Annotated in this window: 13 protein-coding genes; all 13 read left to right on the forward strand. The window is 38.9% G+C overall.

Annotated elements, in window-relative coordinates:
- Positions 1-35: 35 nt before the first annotated feature.
- The 13 genes from tamL to CHB68_RS15525 all read left to right on the forward strand — a co-directional run bounded on the left by tamL (position 36) and on the right by CHB68_RS15525 (position 16,788).
- The gene (tamL, locus tag CHB68_RS15465) at positions 36-2,594 is read left to right on the forward strand and encodes a translocation and assembly module lipoprotein TamL (RefSeq protein WP_245838964.1); all 2,559 of its coding nucleotides are present in this window, start codon (positions 36-38) and stop codon (positions 2,592-2,594) included.
- Between the two features lie 60 nt (positions 2,595-2,654).
- Positions 2,655-3,722, forward strand: coding sequence for a class II fructose-bisphosphate aldolase (gene fbaA, locus CHB68_RS15470; protein ID WP_089262290.1), 1,068 nt, complete (start codon positions 2,655-2,657; stop codon positions 3,720-3,722).
- A gap of 31 nt (positions 3,723-3,753) precedes the next feature.
- Positions 3,754-4,620 (forward strand): acetyl-CoA carboxylase, carboxyltransferase subunit beta, encoded by an 867-nt coding sequence (gene accD, locus CHB68_RS15475; protein WP_089262479.1) that lies wholly within the window; start codon positions 3,754-3,756, stop codon positions 4,618-4,620.
- A gap of 108 nt (positions 4,621-4,728) precedes the next feature.
- Positions 4,729-4,998: a 30S ribosomal protein S15 gene (gene rpsO, locus CHB68_RS15480; protein ID WP_058106043.1), complete on the forward strand. Its 270-nt coding sequence runs from the start codon at positions 4,729-4,731 to the stop codon at positions 4,996-4,998.
- Between the two features lie 212 nt (positions 4,999-5,210).
- Positions 5,211-7,433, forward strand: a complete 2,223-nt coding sequence (locus tag CHB68_RS15485; protein ID WP_089262292.1) for a polyribonucleotide nucleotidyltransferase — start codon at positions 5,211-5,213, stop codon at positions 7,431-7,433.
- Between the two features lie 160 nt (positions 7,434-7,593).
- On the forward strand, positions 7,594-8,457 hold the full coding sequence (locus CHB68_RS15490; protein ID WP_089262294.1) for a sigma-70 family RNA polymerase sigma factor: 864 nt from the start codon (positions 7,594-7,596) through the stop codon (positions 8,455-8,457).
- 253 nt (positions 8,458-8,710) lie between these two features.
- Positions 8,711-10,699, forward strand: coding sequence for a type I pullulanase (gene pulA, locus CHB68_RS15495; RefSeq protein WP_089262296.1), 1,989 nt, complete (start codon positions 8,711-8,713; stop codon positions 10,697-10,699).
- A gap of 27 nt (positions 10,700-10,726) precedes the next feature.
- Positions 10,727-10,954, forward strand: a complete 228-nt coding sequence (locus tag CHB68_RS15500; protein ID WP_089262298.1) for a VF530 family protein — start codon at positions 10,727-10,729, stop codon at positions 10,952-10,954.
- Positions 10,951-11,406 carry a tRNA (cytidine(34)-2'-O)-methyltransferase gene (locus CHB68_RS15505; protein WP_089262300.1) on the forward strand — a complete coding sequence of 152 codons (456 nt, stop codon included), beginning with the start codon at positions 10,951-10,953 and terminating at the stop codon, positions 11,404-11,406. Before CHB68_RS15500 ends, CHB68_RS15505 begins: the two co-directional genes overlap by 4 nt.
- Before the next feature lie 45 nt (positions 11,407-11,451).
- The gene (locus CHB68_RS15510; protein WP_089262302.1) at positions 11,452-14,094 is read left to right on the forward strand and encodes a c-type cytochrome; all 2,643 of its coding nucleotides are present in this window, start codon (positions 11,452-11,454) and stop codon (positions 14,092-14,094) included.
- Between the two features lie 91 nt (positions 14,095-14,185).
- Positions 14,186-15,106: a tetratricopeptide repeat protein gene (locus tag CHB68_RS15515; protein ID WP_089262304.1), complete on the forward strand. Its 921-nt coding sequence runs from the start codon at positions 14,186-14,188 to the stop codon at positions 15,104-15,106.
- A gap of 60 nt (positions 15,107-15,166) precedes the next feature.
- The gene (rpe, locus tag CHB68_RS15520) at positions 15,167-15,817 is read left to right on the forward strand and encodes a ribulose-phosphate 3-epimerase (protein ID WP_089262306.1); all 651 of its coding nucleotides are present in this window, start codon (positions 15,167-15,169) and stop codon (positions 15,815-15,817) included.
- A complete protein-coding gene (locus CHB68_RS15525) occupies positions 15,814-16,788 on the forward strand; it encodes a YpdA family putative bacillithiol disulfide reductase (protein WP_089262308.1) in 975 nt (324 codons plus the stop codon). The genes rpe and CHB68_RS15525 overlap by 4 nt, the downstream gene beginning before the upstream one ends.

Below are 16,788 nucleotides of genomic sequence, written 5' to 3' on the forward strand. Positions count from 1 at the left end.
TTTCTATGAGGACGGCACTTTGCTCCAAAAACAACATGGCTAAATTAAGCTTATTATCCCTACTGGCAATAGTCTTGCTATCCTGCAACTCACTTAAAAAAGTAGAGGAAGATGAATATTTGGTGACCAAAAACCTAATTTATGCAGATTCTGTAAAAATTAATAATGAAGAACTGGAAAGTCTCATATACCAAAAACCAAATTCTACAGTTTTAGGCTACCCTCTGCGACTTAATTTATACAATCTCGCCAAAGAAAACCCAGATTCATCGTACAATGCATGGTTAAATAATAAGGAAAATAGAAAAAAAAGACTAGAAAAACTCTTGTCCACCAAGCAAGTAAACCGTTTGGGAGAATCCTTTCTGGTCAAAGGCTTAAGCGAATGGCTAAAGGATATAGGTGAAGCACCAACAATACTGGACACCACAAGAACACGCCTGAGCCTTGCGAGGCTTAGCGCCTATTACCAAGGTAAAGGGTATTTTACAAATAATACCAGCTATGTAATCGATACCACCAAAAACAAAAGAAAAGCCAAGGTCAATTATCAAGTATCCCTTGGGGAACCCTATATAATAGACTCGCTTTCCAACGATATTTCTTCTACGGCAATTGATTCGCTTTATTTTTTAAATTCCGCTAATTCATTGGTCAAAGAGGGTCAACAGTTTGATTTGGCCAATTTTAATATGGAACGGGAGCGACTAACCGGAATATTCAGAAACAGTGGTATACGCAACTTTCAGGAAAGCTCCATAACATTTGATATTGTTAGGGACACCGTTAAATCTGCGGATGACCAGAAAATGAACATTACCCTTAACATAGGCGATCTAAAAATAAGAGGCGAAAATGAAGTGACTACATCTGCCTACAAGGTAGAAAAGATCAACAAAATTAATATTTACACTGATTATTTATCGACTTCAACTTTAGATTCCATCAACATTATTGAGTATGGGGACTATACCATCCACTACTCCCCCAATTTTGACATTAAGCCAAAAACATTGGCCAATGCCATATTTTTTAAAAAGGACAGTATTTACCGTGATGTTGATAAAATACGCACCTCAAGACAACTCAATGCCTTAAACATATTTAAGTATCCCAATATTATTTTTGAAGCGGATAGTCTGGGAAATAAAGTAAATACCAATATTTATTTGGCACCCAAACCCAAATATTCACTGGGAACCAATTTTGAAGTAAGCAGATCTAACCTGAGAAGATTAGGTGTGGGGCTTGGAACCACCTTACTTATACGGAATATTTTTAAAGGGGCAGAAAATTTAAGTATCTCTGCAGATGGTGCTTATGGCTTATTAAGTAACAATACTTTTGAAGCCAACTATTTTTCAGAATTTGGGGGCGATATTACGTTAGATTTTCCACGTATCTGGTTTCCCTTTATCAATACGTCCAAATTAATTCCCAATTATACCCTGCCAAAGACCCGTATTGCCATTGGCACCAGTTTTCAGAACAATATAGGTCTTGACAAACAGACGTTCAACAATGTATTGGGTTACAATTGGGTCCCCAGTGATTTTGTTAACCATAATGTAGAATTACTTAATATACAATTTGTTAGAAATGTGAACAGCAATAGGTTTTTCAATGTATACCGAAATACCTTTGAACGTTTGGACGATATTGCAGATAGATATGAAACCGAACCTGAACTGGCAGAATTTTTTGAATCTGACTCTGACCCGGATGACCCCACATTAATCATCCCATCAGGAACGACAGGTTTTATCGATGCTGTGGAAAACGGAATCATTGCCACCTCAACAACGGACTTTAACGATGTCACTAGGCTAGAGGAAAGAAGAAAAAGATTAACGGACAACAACCTCATCTTTGCTACCAACTACACCTTTAACAAAACCAATAGGGAGGGTATTGTGGATAATAGTTTTTATCAATTTAGGTGGAAACTAGAAAGTGCCGGCAATCTGCTGTCCGCCTTTTCGAACTTTATTCCTTTCAACAAAAATGACGATGAGCAATTATTGGTATTTGGCGTGCCGTTTTCACAATATATCAAGAATGAGTTCGAATATGTTAAATATTGGGACCTCTCCCGCTCCAACGTTTTGGCCACTAGGGCATTTTTCGGCATTGCCATACCCTACGGAAATTCTGACAACATTCCTTTTGTACGAAGTTATTTTGCAGGTGGATCTAATGATAACCGTGCTTGGTTCCCCTATTCCCTAGGTCCAGGAAGTGTTTCGGCAGTCAATGATTTTAACGAGGCCAATCTAAAATTGGCGCTAAACCTAGAATATAGGTTTCCTATTGTAGGCGATATCAATGGTGCTATTTTTGCGGATGCGGGAAATATCTGGAACGTATTTGACAATGTAGAGGATTCCAATGCCACTTTTGACAGTTTTGCATCGTTAAAGGACATTGCACTGGGCACGGGCCTTGGCTTACGTTATGATTTTACATATTTCCTGTTCCGTTTGGATTTAGGCTTTAAAACCTATAACCCTGCTGAAATACAGTCAGAAAGATGGTTCAAAGATTACAATTTTGCCAATGCCGTTTTACAAATAGGCATTAACTATCCCTTTTAAATATAATTGTTTTATTACTTTTGTTTTTCATTTTTTAAGAAACTAAAAGACCACTCAATTATGGCTCACAATATCAAACCGGGAGTAGCTACCGGAGACGAAGTTCAAGCAATATTCAATTACGCAAAGGAAAAGGGTTTTGCTTTGCCAGCCGTTAACGTTATTGGTTCAAACACCATTAATGCCGTTCTGGAAACCGCAGCAACCTTAAATTCTCCCGTAATTATACAATTCTCCAATGGTGGAGCACAGTTCAACGCTGGCAAGGGACTTTCTAACGAAGGCCAAAAAGCAGCTATACAAGGTGCAATTGCCGGAGCAAAGCATGTACACCAATTGGCAGAAGCTTATGGTGCTGTAGTAATCCTACATACGGATCACTGTGCCAAAAAATTATTGCCTTGGATAGACGGACTATTGGATGCCAGTGAAAAGCATTATGCAGAAACCGGAAAATCACTTTTCAGCTCACACATGATAGACCTTTCAGAAGAACCATTGGAAGAGAACATAGAAATCTGTAAAGGATATTTGGAGCGCATGAGCAAAATGGGAATGACCTTGGAAATTGAATTAGGTATCACAGGCGGTGAAGAAGATGGTGTCGACAATTCAGATGTTGATGATTCCAAACTTTATACACAACCGGAAGAAGTAGCTTACGCCTATGAAGAACTTTCAAAGGTCAGTCCAAAATTCACCATAGCAGCAGCTTTTGGAAACGTTCATGGCGTATATAAGCCTGGTAACGTAAAGTTGACCCCAAAAATCCTTTTGAATTCACAAGAGTTTATATCTAAAAAATACAATGTAGGACATAACCATATTGACTTTGTTTTCCATGGTGGTTCCGGTTCTACCGTAGAGGAAATAAGGGAAGGTATTAGCTATGGTGTTATTAAGATGAATATAGATACAGATTTGCAATATGCATTTTTAGCAGGTGTTCGTGACTATGTTCAAGATAACAACGAATACTTACAGGCACAGATCGGTAACCCTAAAGGTGCGGACGAGCCAAATAAAAAATTCTATGATCCAAGAGTTTGGTTAAGAAAAGGGGAAATTACCTTTGTAGAGCGTTTAAAGAAAGCGTTTGAAGATTTAAATAACGTTAATACGCTATAACCAACATTAAGGTAACTTATAAATGGATGATATGACGGCTTGGTTTAAGAGAAAGGAAAAAGGAATACAGACTTCTACGGAAGAGAAGAAAGACACACCAAAAGGCCTGTGGTACAAATCTCCCACAGGTAAAATTGTGGAGTCAGAAGATTTGGCCAAAAATTTTTACGTAAGTCCAGAAGATGATTACCATGTAAGGATTGGTAGTAAGGAATATTTTGAAATCTTATTTGACAACAACAAATTTACCGAGCTTGACGCCAAATTGACCTCAAAGGACCCATTAAAGTTCGAGGATACCAAAAAATACGCGGAACGTTTAAAGGCGGCACAGAAAAAAACCGGCTTAAAGGATGCGGTCAGAACAGGATATGGCAAATCTCTAGGAAAAGATTTAGTGGTTTGCTGTATGGACTTTAAGTTCATTGGTGGATCAATGGGTAGCGTTGTTGGAGAGAAAATTGCAAGAGGTATAGATTATGCCATTAAAAAGAAGGTACCCTTTATGATGATTTCAAAATCTGGTGGTGCACGTATGATGGAAGCCGCGCTTTCATTAATGCAACTAGCAAAGACATCGGCCAAATTAGCCCAATTATCAGAAGCCGGACTACCGTATATTTCCTTATGTACCGATCCAACAACAGGGGGTACAACGGCATCATATGCCATGCTTGGCGACATTAATATTGCAGAGCCGGGCGCATTGATCGGATTTGCAGGCCCACGTATTGTCAAGGATACTACAGGGAAAGAACTTCCCGAAGGCTTTCAGTCCTCTGAGTTTTTATTGGAGCACGGGTTCTTGGATTTTATCTCGCATAGAAAGGACCTTAAAAGAAAAATTAACCTTTATATAGATTTGATACAAAACAATCCGGTAAGAAAAGAAGCGTAATCCTATGTTTTCTTTTTAAAAAGTTCTCAGATTTCAAAAAAAGAGTATCTTTGCGCCCTGATTGAAAATCAATCAACATACATAAAAATCATTTAAAACAATATTGGAATGTATTTATCTAAAGAAGTAAAGGCCGAAATTTTTAAAAAATACGGCGGTAGTGCAGAGAACACTGGCTCTACGGAAGGACAGATTGCTTTGTTTACTCACCGTATCAACCATTTAACCGGTCACTTGAAAAAAAATCACAAAGACTACAACACTGAGCGTTCACTTGTAAAACTAGTGGGTAAGAGAAGAAGTCTTCTTGATTATATGATCAAAAATGATATTGTAAAATACAGAGAGCTTATTAAAGAGCTTGGTATTAGAAAATAATAATGCAAAAGGGGATAGGCAACTATCCCCTTTTTTTAAGATTACTCCGTGCCTTGGGAGATTACACCTATCATTGGTAAAGGCGAACACAAAAAGCTACACACGGTTTTTCATTGGTCAACACAACAACACAACAACTCCGACCAGAGAAGATTAAGTCGGAAAGACCATTGTTTAACAAATCTGTCATGCACAGATTTTAATCGAATTTTATGATTCCAAAAGTATTTAAAGAGGTCATTGACCTTGGTGACGGTAGGGAAATCTCTATTGAAACCGGTAAATTGGCAAAGCAGGCCCATGGTTCTGTTGTTGTACAATCTGGAAAATGTATGTTATTATGTACAGTTGTTTCCAATTACAAACAAAGTGATGTGGACTTTCTTCCACTTACGGTAGATTACCGTGAAAAATTTGCGGCCGCAGGTCGTTACCCTGGTGGTTTCTTTAAAAGAGAAGCTAGACCAAGTGATGGTGAAGTATTGACTATGCGTTTAGTAGATCGCGTATTACGTCCACTTTTTCCTAAGGATTATCATGCCGAGACCCAGGTAATGATCCAATTAATGTCACATGATCCGGAAGTTATGCCAGATGCTATGGCAGGACTAGCCGCTTCGGCAGCAATTCAACTTTCAGATTTCCCGTTTGAATGTGCCATTTCTGAAGTAAGGGTAGGTAGACTTAACGGAAAATTCATCATTAACCCCTCTTTGTCCCAATTGGCAGAGTGTGATATTGATATGGTTATTGGTGCTTCTGCCGATTCTGTAATGATGGTTGAAGGTGAAATGGATGAAATTTCCGAAGAGGAAATGACAGAAGCCATTAAATTTGCCCATGAGGCCATTAAAGTACAATGTGCCGCACAAATTAGATTGGCCGAAGCTTTTGGCAAAAAAGAAGTACGTGAGTACGAGCCGGAAAGAGAAGATGAGGAGCTAGCCAAAAAAATTCATGATATGGCGTACGATAAGGTTTATGCAGTAGCAAAGGCCGGATCCGCAAAGCATGAAAGAAGTGCTTCATTTAGTGAGATAAAAGATGAAATCACCGCTTCTTTTACCGAAGAGGAACAAGCAGACTATGGTTCGTTGATTTCCAAATATTACTATAAGGCGGAAAAAGCTGCCGTAAGAGACCTTACATTAAACGAAGGGTTGCGTTTAGATGGCCGTAAGACCACTGACATCAGACCAATTTGGTGTGAGGTGGACTACTTACCATCAACCCACGGTTCTGCAATCTTTACCAGGGGAGAAACCCAAGCTTTGGCAACGGTAACACTAGGAACATCTAGAGATGCCAACCAAATAGACATGCCATCACAAGAAGGTGAAGAGCGTTTTTACCTTCATTATAATTTCCCTCCATTCTCAACAGGTGAAGCAAGACCAATTCGTGGTACTTCACGTAGGGAAGTTGGTCACGGAAATTTGGCACAACGTGCATTAAAAGGTATGGTTCCTGAAGATTGCCCATACACGGTAAGAGTTGTTTCAGAAGTGCTGGAATCTAACGGTTCTTCCTCTATGGCAACGGTTTGTTCCGGAACTATGGCATTAATGGATGCCGGTGTACAATTGAAAAAACCAGTTTCCGGTATTGCTATGGGATTGATATCCGATGCATCAACCGGCAAATATGCGGTTCTTTCAGATATCTTAGGTGATGAAGATCATTTAGGAGATATGGATTTTAAAGTTACGGGTACCGCAGATGGAATTACCGCTTGCCAAATGGATATCAAAGTAAAAGGTTTGTCCTATGAAATTTTAGTAAATGCATTAAAACAAGCAAGGGATGGCCGTTTACACATTTTGGAAAAATTGACCGATACCATCGCTGCACCGAATGCTGACGTAAAAGAGCATTCACCAAAAATGATTACCAGAAGAATTCCTAACGAATTCATTGGAGCATTGATCGGACCAGGCGGAAAGGTTATCCAGGAAATGCAAAAAGAAACAGAAACAACGATCGTTATCAACGAAGATCCAGTTACCGAAGAAGGTATCGTGGAAATATTAGGTGTTGGTAATGAAGGCATTAATGCCGTAATGGCAAAAATTGATGCTTTGTTGTTCAAACCAGAAGTTGGTAGCGTATACGAAGTCAAAGTCATTAAAATGTTAGATTTTGGTGCCGTAGTGGAGTATATTGATGCTCCTGGCAACGAAGTACTACTTCATGTTTCCGAATTGGCTTGGGAAAGAACTGAAAACGTGAGCGATGTTGTTAACATGGGCGATGTTTTCGATGTTAAATATTTTGGCATAGACCCAAGAACAAGAAAGGAAAAAGTATCTCGTAAAGCACTTTTACCAAAACCGGAAGGTTTTAAGGAAAGACCGCCACGTGACGATAAGCGTAGAGATGACCGCCGTGGAAACGACCGTAATCGCGATCGTGACAGAAAGCCAAGAAGGGATTAATCTTCTTAAGTTTATAAAAAAAGGCCTTAACATTTAATGTTGGGGCTTTTTTTATGCATTTCAACGGAAAAATCAATTTTTTTTTACCCTTTTGTAACATTCATAAGTTTTTTACGTATAAGTATATGCAGTCTATGCAATTTGAACTTAATTTATTTTAATGAGACAGCTTAAGATTACAAAACAGGTCACCAATAGGGAGACCGCATCTTTGGACAAGTACTTACAAGAAATTGGAAAGGTAGACTTGATTACCGCTGATGAAGAAGTAGAGTTGGCACAACAGATCAAGGCAGGCGACCAGGTCGCTCTTGAAAAACTTACAAAAGCCAACCTCAGATTCGTGGTTTCAGTTGCTAAACAGTACCAAAACCAAGGCCTTACTTTACCAGATTTGATTAACGAGGGCAACCTTGGGTTAATTAAAGCTGCACAGCGTTTTGACGAAACGCGGGGATTTAAATTTATCTCCTACGCCGTATGGTGGATCCGTCAATCTATATTACAAGCTTTGGCAGAACAATCCCGTATCGTTCGTTTGCCATTGAACAAAATTGGTTCGATTAATAAGATTAACAAAACTTTTGCCTTTCTAGAGCAAGCGCACGAAAGAATGCCTTCTCCAGAAGAAATTGCAAAGGAATTGGATATGACCGTTGAGGATGTTAAACAATCCTTGAAAAATTCCGGTAGGCACGTTTCTATGGATGCTCCACTTATAGATGGTGAAGATTCTAACCTTTATGATGTTCTTCGTAGTGGTGAGTCTCCTAACCCAGATAGGGAATTGCTTCACGAATCATTACGTACCGAGATTGAACGTGCTTTAGAGACATTGACTCCACGCGAGGCAGATGTTATACGTTTGTATTTTGGTCTTGCCGGCCAACATTCCATGACTTTGGAGGAAATTGGTGAAACATTTGACCTTACAAGAGAACGTGTGCGCCAAATTAAGGAAAAGGCGATCAGAAGATTAAAGCATACTTCCAGAAGTAAAATATTAAAAACGTATTTGGGTTAAAAATTCAATACATTTAAGTTATAAAAATTACAGGTTAAATATTCCTTAAATTGGTAATATGGCATATTAATTGTAATTTTAACGGTAACAACAGTTTATCATGACTGTTCGTTTTTTGATTGATGAATAAACTCCGGCTGATTACCGGAGTTTTTTCATTTAAGACGCATTCATCTTCAAAAAATTTAGCAAATGCTTACTCTACTACGACCCAAAATAATCTTCTTATATTAGGGTATTGACATTCTATGAAATGAAATTTATTGTACCGACACTTATGCTAATGGGCTTTATGCTATTCAACTCCTGCGATAACAAAACATCCTATACCAATTTTAATGACTATCCTACCCCCGTAAATGAAAATCTTTGGATTCAATATACACCCAGTTCTACCCTTTTTAAAATCTGGTCACCCACTGCCCAAGAAGTTATATTACGCTTATACAAGAGCGGTAACTCTTCCAAAGCATTATCACAACATCAACTATTGAGCGGAAACAATGGCATTTGGCAGAAAGAAATCAATGGAAATTTAGATGGCGTATACTATACTTACCAAGTAAAAATAAAGGGAGCATGGTTGGCGGAAACCCCTGGAATTTATGCCCAAGCGGTTGGCGTCAACGGAAAAAGGGCCATGATTTTGGATATAAAAACCACCAACCCCAAAAATTGGGAATTGGACCAAGGCCCTAAATTAAACCACCCCAATGAAGCCATAATTTATGAAATGCATTTGCGCGATCTTACTATACTGGCCCAGTCTGGTGTAACAAACCGTGGTACCTATACCGGTGCTACGGAAATTGGCACCAAAAACCCACAAAACAGGTCTACGGGATTAGACCATATTAAGGAATTGGGTGTTACACATGTGCATCTTTTACCCACTTTTGACCACTATTCTATTGATGAAAGCCAATTAGATAAGCCACAGTACAATTGGGGATATGACCCTAATAACTACAATGTACCGGAAGGTTCGTTCTCAACCGACCCTTATCGTGGAGAAGTACGTATTGCCGAGTTCAAACAAATGGTCAAAAACTTTCATGATCAAAATATAGGTGTTATCATGGATGTTGTTTACAACCACACCGGCAAGACCACTACCTCTAATTTTAATTTGGAAGTTCCAGATTACTATTATCGTCAATGGCAAGACGGCACTTATGCAGACGCAGCAGCTTGTGGCAACGAAACAGCATCGGAAAGAGCAATGATGAGAAAATTCATGTTGGCTTCCATAAAATTCTGGATCAAGGAATATCATATTGACGGATTTAGATTTGACCTTATGGGAATTCATGATATTGAAACCATGAACCAAATTGCTCAAGAAGCAAGAAAAATAAATCCTAATATTATTATTTATGGAGAAGGATGGACAGCAAAAGAATCGCCATTACCCTATGAGCAAAGAGCCTTAAAAAAGCATATGCAGCAATTGCCCCACATTGCAGCATTTAACGACGACCTACGTGATGCGTTAAAAGGTTCTGTTTTTGATGATAAAAGTTTAGGTTTTGTCAACGGTGCCTTAAATACCGAAGAGTCCATAAAATTTGGCATAGTAGGGGCTATTTCACATCCACAGATTAATTATTCCAAGGTCAATTATTCAGATGCCCCCTACACACTTGCACCTTGGCAATCAATAAACTACGTTTCCTGTCATGATAACCACACACTTTTTGATAAGTTGAAAATTTCAAGGCCCAAGGCTGGTATGGACGAACTTATTGCCATGGACAAATTGGCAAATGCCATAGTATTGACTTCACAAGGAACTCCATTTTTACACGCCGGTTCAGAAATGTTGCGCACCAAAAAAGGAGCACATAACTCCTATAACCTTCCGGATAGCATCAACCAATTGGATTGGGACAGAAAACAAGAATTTGAAGATGTATTTGAATATTATAAAAACCTTATTCAACTACGTAAAGCACATCCCGCATTTGCCATGAAAAATGCCAATGAGGTACGCGATCATTTAAAATTCCATCAAATAGGACATCAACTTGTATCCTTTACGCTGGAAAATAATGCCAATGGTGATTACTGGAACACTATTTTAGTAGTATATAATGCATCGGCCAAAAAAATAAATTATAAACTAGACGGAATTTGGCAGCAAGCGGTGTCCGGTAGTACCTTTGACCTTAAAGGTTCACAAATTATAAAGGGCACTATTGATATTCCGGCAATGTCCATGTATATTGCTTTTAAACAATAATATTAGCCTTATTAACAACCATATTTCATGAGCTCAGATTCTCAACCCAACAACCCACTTCACGGTGTAAAATTGGTGACCATATTGGAAAAACTTACCGAAAAATATTCATGGGAAGATTTGGCAGGTCAAGTGAACATCAATTGTTTTAAGAAAGACCCCTCAATAAAATCAAGTTTAAAATTTTTGCGTAGGACACCTTGGGCCAGGGAAAAAGTAGAACAATTATATTTACAATCCTTTAAAAAAAAATGAGCTTTAACATAGTCCTTATTGAGCCTGAAATACCAAATAATACCGGTAATATAGGCAGACTAGCTTTGGGCACAGGTTCCACATTGCACCTAGTAAAACCTTTTGGCTTTGAGCTCAATGACAAAAGATTAAAACGGGCGGGACTAGATTATTGGCAACATTTAAACGTCATAATCTATGAAAACCAACAGGAATTTTTTGAGCACAACAAGGATAAAAAAATGATTTTCTTTTCTGCCTCGGCAACTAAATATCATTGGGAAATAGATTACTATGATGACATGTTCTTGATCTTTGGCAAGGAATCAGTGGGCCTGCCAAAACCATTGTTACAACAATATACAGAGCATACCGTAAAAATACCTTTGTATAGCGAACATATTAGAAGCCTTAACCTGGCCAATGCAGTTGCCGTTTCAATTTATGAAGGTTTACGACAATTAGGCCACTAAATTATAGGGTTACTTTGTATATTTAAGTGTAAAATATACAAGACCATGACCAAAACGACCAACCGTCTTTTTTATCTCCTTTTTGTTTTCCTATTTCTGGGGTGCAACGTAGAAGAAAAGAATACAAAAGAGCAGCAAGAGATTTCGTTCACAATTCCCGACGGTTTTGAGCTTGAAGAAATTTATCACCCTAGCGACCATGAACAGGGGTCTTGGGTTGCGCTGGCACAAGGTGAACACAATCAAATGTTTGCTTGTGATCAGTATGGGGAAATCTATCAGTTCACCATCCCGGAAAAAGGTGATAAACTAGACCCAAAGAATATAATTCCTTTAGCACTGAACATTGGAGAAGCACATGGAATGTTATGGGCATTTAACAGTCTATACGTAGCCGTAAACAAAAGATGGAAAGATGATGTTCCGGATGATCAAGAAAAAGGAAGCGGAATTTATCGGATAACGGACCAAGATAATGACGGTAGGTTGGACACGGTTACCATGTTACTTCGTTTAGAGGGTAGCGGTGAACACGGGCCCCATAGCTTTACGCTTTCACCAGATGGTAGCGAAATCTACTTTATTGCTGGCAACCATACCTTAATTCCTGATAAGGTCAAAAAAAACAGCCGTATTCCTACCAATTGGGGCGAGGATAATTTATTCACTCCTTTTCTTGACGCCCGCGGCCATGCTAACGATGTAAAGGCACCAGGCGCATGGATTACCAAATTCAATGAGGACGGCAGCTCCTGGGAACTCATTTCCGTAGGTTACAGAAATCCTTTTGATCTGGCCTTCAATGCCGATGGGGAACTGTTCACCTATGATGCCGATATGGAATGGGACATTGGTATGCCTTGGTATAGACCTACTAGAATCTGCCATGTCACCAGTGCTAGCGAATATGGTTGGAGAACAGGTTCAGGTAAATGGCCTTCTTATTATCCTGACAATCTTCCTGCCGTACATAATTTGGAACAGGGTTCACCTACTGCCGTACTATCTACTTCAACATTAAATTTTCCTGAAAAATATACCAATGGACTTCTAGCAATGGATTGGAGTTTTGGTACCGTATACTTTATAGACCTAAAACCAAAAGGAAGTTCATACGAAGCTAAAAGGGAAGAATTTCTATCTGGCACTCCATTACCGTTAACCGATATGATTGCCGGCAATGACGGTAACGTCTATTTTGCCACTGGGGGAAGACGGTTAGATTCGCGCTTATATAGATTAAGTTATACCAAAGAGACAATCGTCCAGAACAATCCTAAGAATACGGATGGGACAGCGGCACGTAATCTTCGCAAGGAACTGGAAAAATATCATGGCGTAGCTTCGTTGAAAGGTACAGAGTTGGCTTGGGACAATTTGGATCATCCAGACCGTTTTATACGGTATGCCGCCAGAATAGTATTAGAGCACCAACCTTTGGAAACTTGGTTACCAACATTTAAAAATGAAACAAATACTCGCAAAATCATTGAAGCTAGTATTGCTTTAAGCCACAAAGGCCTTACCGAACATCAATCCTTAGTATTGAACAAATTACAGGGTATAACGCTGCCAGACCTTGACAATAGCACGCTATTGGATGCCTTAAGGGCTTATTCCATAAACTTTATTAGATCAGGTAAACCAGACAATAGAGACCAACAAAGTTTGGTCCGCACCTTAGCGCCCTTATTTCCTGCTAGTTCAAATGCCGTAAGCAAAGAACTGGCCCAACTTCTATTATTCTTGGACGAAAAAAATACAGTTAAAAAACTCGAGGAACGGTTAGAATTCCATACCGCACAAAAAACCGTAACCGAAGGGGTGGAAATGCTTTCTGAAGAAGCTACGTTGCGCAGTGAAGAATATGGCCCTTTGATCAGGGACGTCATCTCTAAAATGCCACCAAGCGAAGCTATATTTTATGGAATGTTATTGAGCAATGCAAAAGAAGGTTGGAACAAGGATTTAAGAACACGCTATTTTTCCTGGTATTTTGATGTACTTGGTTCAAATGGCGGTAGAAGCTTTAAGGCGTATATGGAAAATGTACGCCAACGGGCCATGGTCCATGTACCAAAGGAAGATTGGGATTATTTTCAAGAAATTTCAGGTGTCTATTCCCCATCTAGTGCAGTTGCAGAAATTCCCCAACCTATTGGACCCGGAAAAATATACACAGGTGAGGATATGGGAGATATTGTTTGGGGAGGCTTGGACAATTATAAAGGCAATATTGAAAATGGCAAAAGGGCATTTGCCGCAGCAACGTGTATTCTATGCCATAGAATGCGTGGCGAAGGAGGTGCGGCTGGTCCAGACCTAACACAGGCTCATAGCAAATTCAGTACCTATGATTTGTTTTTTGCTATTTATAGTCCAAATGATGAGATTTCCGACCAATATGCAAACACGCTATTCCATTTAAACGACAATACCAAGATTGCCGGTAGAGTTAAATCTGAAGTTGGCGACTCTATAGTCATTTTACCTAATCCGTTCAATGAAAATTATACCATTGGCATCGCCAAAAGTAATATTGTAAAAAAAGAGCTTTCACCTGTTTCCCCAATGCCTCCGGGATTATTGAACAGATTGAACAAACAAGAAGTTGCGGATTTATTCGCCTATATCATCTCAGGTGGAGATTCCACTCATGAAATCTATAATGTCGACAATAATGATTAAATCCAGCGTTTTCCAAAGGGTCATTTTCCGCTTCAGTTCCTTAATTTCTAAATTAAAATGTTTATGTCAATTACCTACAATCTTTGTCCTCATGCTATTGGTATTGAACATTCATTGCAAGACCGAAAAAAAGACCGAAAACATCCAAATTAAAAATATACAGGACCAAGCCCAAACTTTTACCACTCCTTTGGGCAAGGAATTCAAGATTGAAAACCCATCCCAAAAAATATTGGACCAATACACTGAAGCTAAAGCTACCTACGAAAAATATCCGGACAGCATAGAAGCAATAATATGGTACGGTAGGAGAACGGCCTATCTTGGCCATTATGATGATGCCATTACCGTTTATTCCAAGGGCATAGCACAATTTCCCAATGAACCTAGATTATATAGGCATCGCGGTCATAGGTATATCTCCGTTCGTAAATTTGATGAAGCCATAGCGGATTTGGAGTATGCCGGTAAATTAATTGATGGGACAGTGAATACCATTGAACCGGATGGGATGCCCAATGCCAAAAATATTCCCGTAAGTACGCTACATGGCAATATATGGTATCACTTAGGACTTGCCTATTACTTAAAACATGATTATGAAAAAGCATTTGATGCCTATGTGAAATGTAGAAAATCCGGCACATTACCGGATAATATTGTTTCTAGTACCCATTGGCTATATATGATTCAACGCAGATTAGGAAACAAAGAATTGGCCAATGAAATGTTAAGACCAATTACCCCACATATGGATGTCATTGAAAATCAGAGTTATTATCGACTATGCAAACTCTATAAGAATATGGTTCCTGTAGATTCCTTACTACAAATTGGTACAGGAAGCCCGACTAACGATGCAGTTTCCTACGGGGTAGCCAATTGGTATTTCTATAATGGGGATAAGAAAACGGCCAAAAAACTAATGACTGACCTAGTAGAGAGTTCCGCATGGAGTTCATTTGGATATATTGCTGCCGAAAGTGACCTTTTACATTATTTTCAAAAGTGATTACATTATTCTAGGAGAACTCAAATCCTTACTTTTGTATGAACGTTTAACCCATAGAAAATGAGCAAGACATTAATAGCCCCCTCACTTCTGGCAGCAGATTTCGGTAATTTACAACGAGATGTGGAAATGGTGAATGCAAGTGAAGCAGACTGGCATCATATTGATGTTATGGATGGGGTATTTGTCCCCAATATTTCTTACGGTATGCCTGTATTAAAAGCAATTCAACAACACGCTACAAAACCGTTGGATGTTCATTTAATGATTGTGGATCCTGACCGCTATATTGAGGAATTTGCCCGCTTAGGAGCGGCACACTTGACCGTTCACTATGAAGCTTGTCCACATCTGCACAGAACCCTTCAAGCAATTAAATCCCATGGTATGAAAGCTGGGGTAGCCATTAACCCCCATACCAACGTGCAACTGTTGGAAGACACCATCAAGGATATTGATATTGTAATCATCATGAGCGTAAACCCCGGTTTTGGTGGTCAGTCGTTTATAGAAAACACCTATGATAAAATAAAGTCATTGAAAGCGTTGATCACCAAAAAAAATGCTTCTACATTAATAGAGATTGATGGTGGCGTTACTACAAATAATGCGCAGAAATTGGTAGATGCAGGTGCAGACATATTAGTGGCAGGGAGTTTTGTTTTTAAAAGTCAAGATCCCCAAGCAACCATAAAAGCGCTGAAGGGATGAAAACAGCATATGACCTTATCATCATTGGTGGCGGACCTATAGGAATTGCATGTGGATTGGAAGCCAAAAAAAACGGGCTGGATTACCTCATTTTAGAAAAAGGCCCTATAGTAAACTCTTTGTTTCATTATCCCACCAATATGCAATTTTTTTCTTCTTCTGAAAAATTGGAGATTGATGAAATACCTTTTATAAGTAAAGAGGCCAAACCCAAAAGGGATGAAGCTTTGGAATACTACAGACGTATCGTTACTTCTAACAAATTGAACATGCATTTGTTCGAAAAAGTAGAAAGTGTAAAGAAAGAAGCTAATACATTTACTATTATATCATCCAAAAACAAATACAACAGTAATCATATTGTATTGGCTACCGGATTTTACGACATCCCCAATCTATTGAACATTCCCGGGGAAAATTTAGACAAGGTTGCACACTATTATGACAACCCTCATTACTACTCCGGTCAAAAAGTTGCGGTAGTAGGGGCAAGCAATTCTGCTATTGACGCCGCACTTGAATGTTGGCGAAAAGGTGCTGAAGTCACATTGGTCATTCGTGGTGATGAAGTTGGGCAACGTGTAAAATATTGGGTAAGACCAGATATCATTAATAGAATTGAGGAAAGTAGCATTAAGGCATATTACAAATCTACACTTGTGCGTATTGAAGAACACTCAATAACACTTCAAGTAGAAGGTAAGGAAATAAGCATTGAAAATGATTTTGTACTGGCATTAACAGGTTACAAACCAAATTTCCACTTTTTGGAGATGTTGGGCGTCCACATCAGTGATGATGATAAAAAGCTGCCACAATATGACCCTGAAAGTATGGAAACCAATGTGGAAGGACTTTACTTGGCGGGCGTTATCTGTGGCGGTATGGAAACCCATAAATGGTTTATAGAAAACTCAAGGGTTCACGCCAAATTAATTGTTAAGGATATACTTTCAAAACAATCCGTGTAA

Origin of the sequence: Maribacter sedimenticola, from assembly GCF_900188415.1 — a bacterium.
GTDB classification, from domain to species: domain Bacteria; phylum Bacteroidota; class Bacteroidia; order Flavobacteriales; family Flavobacteriaceae; genus Maribacter; species Maribacter sedimenticola.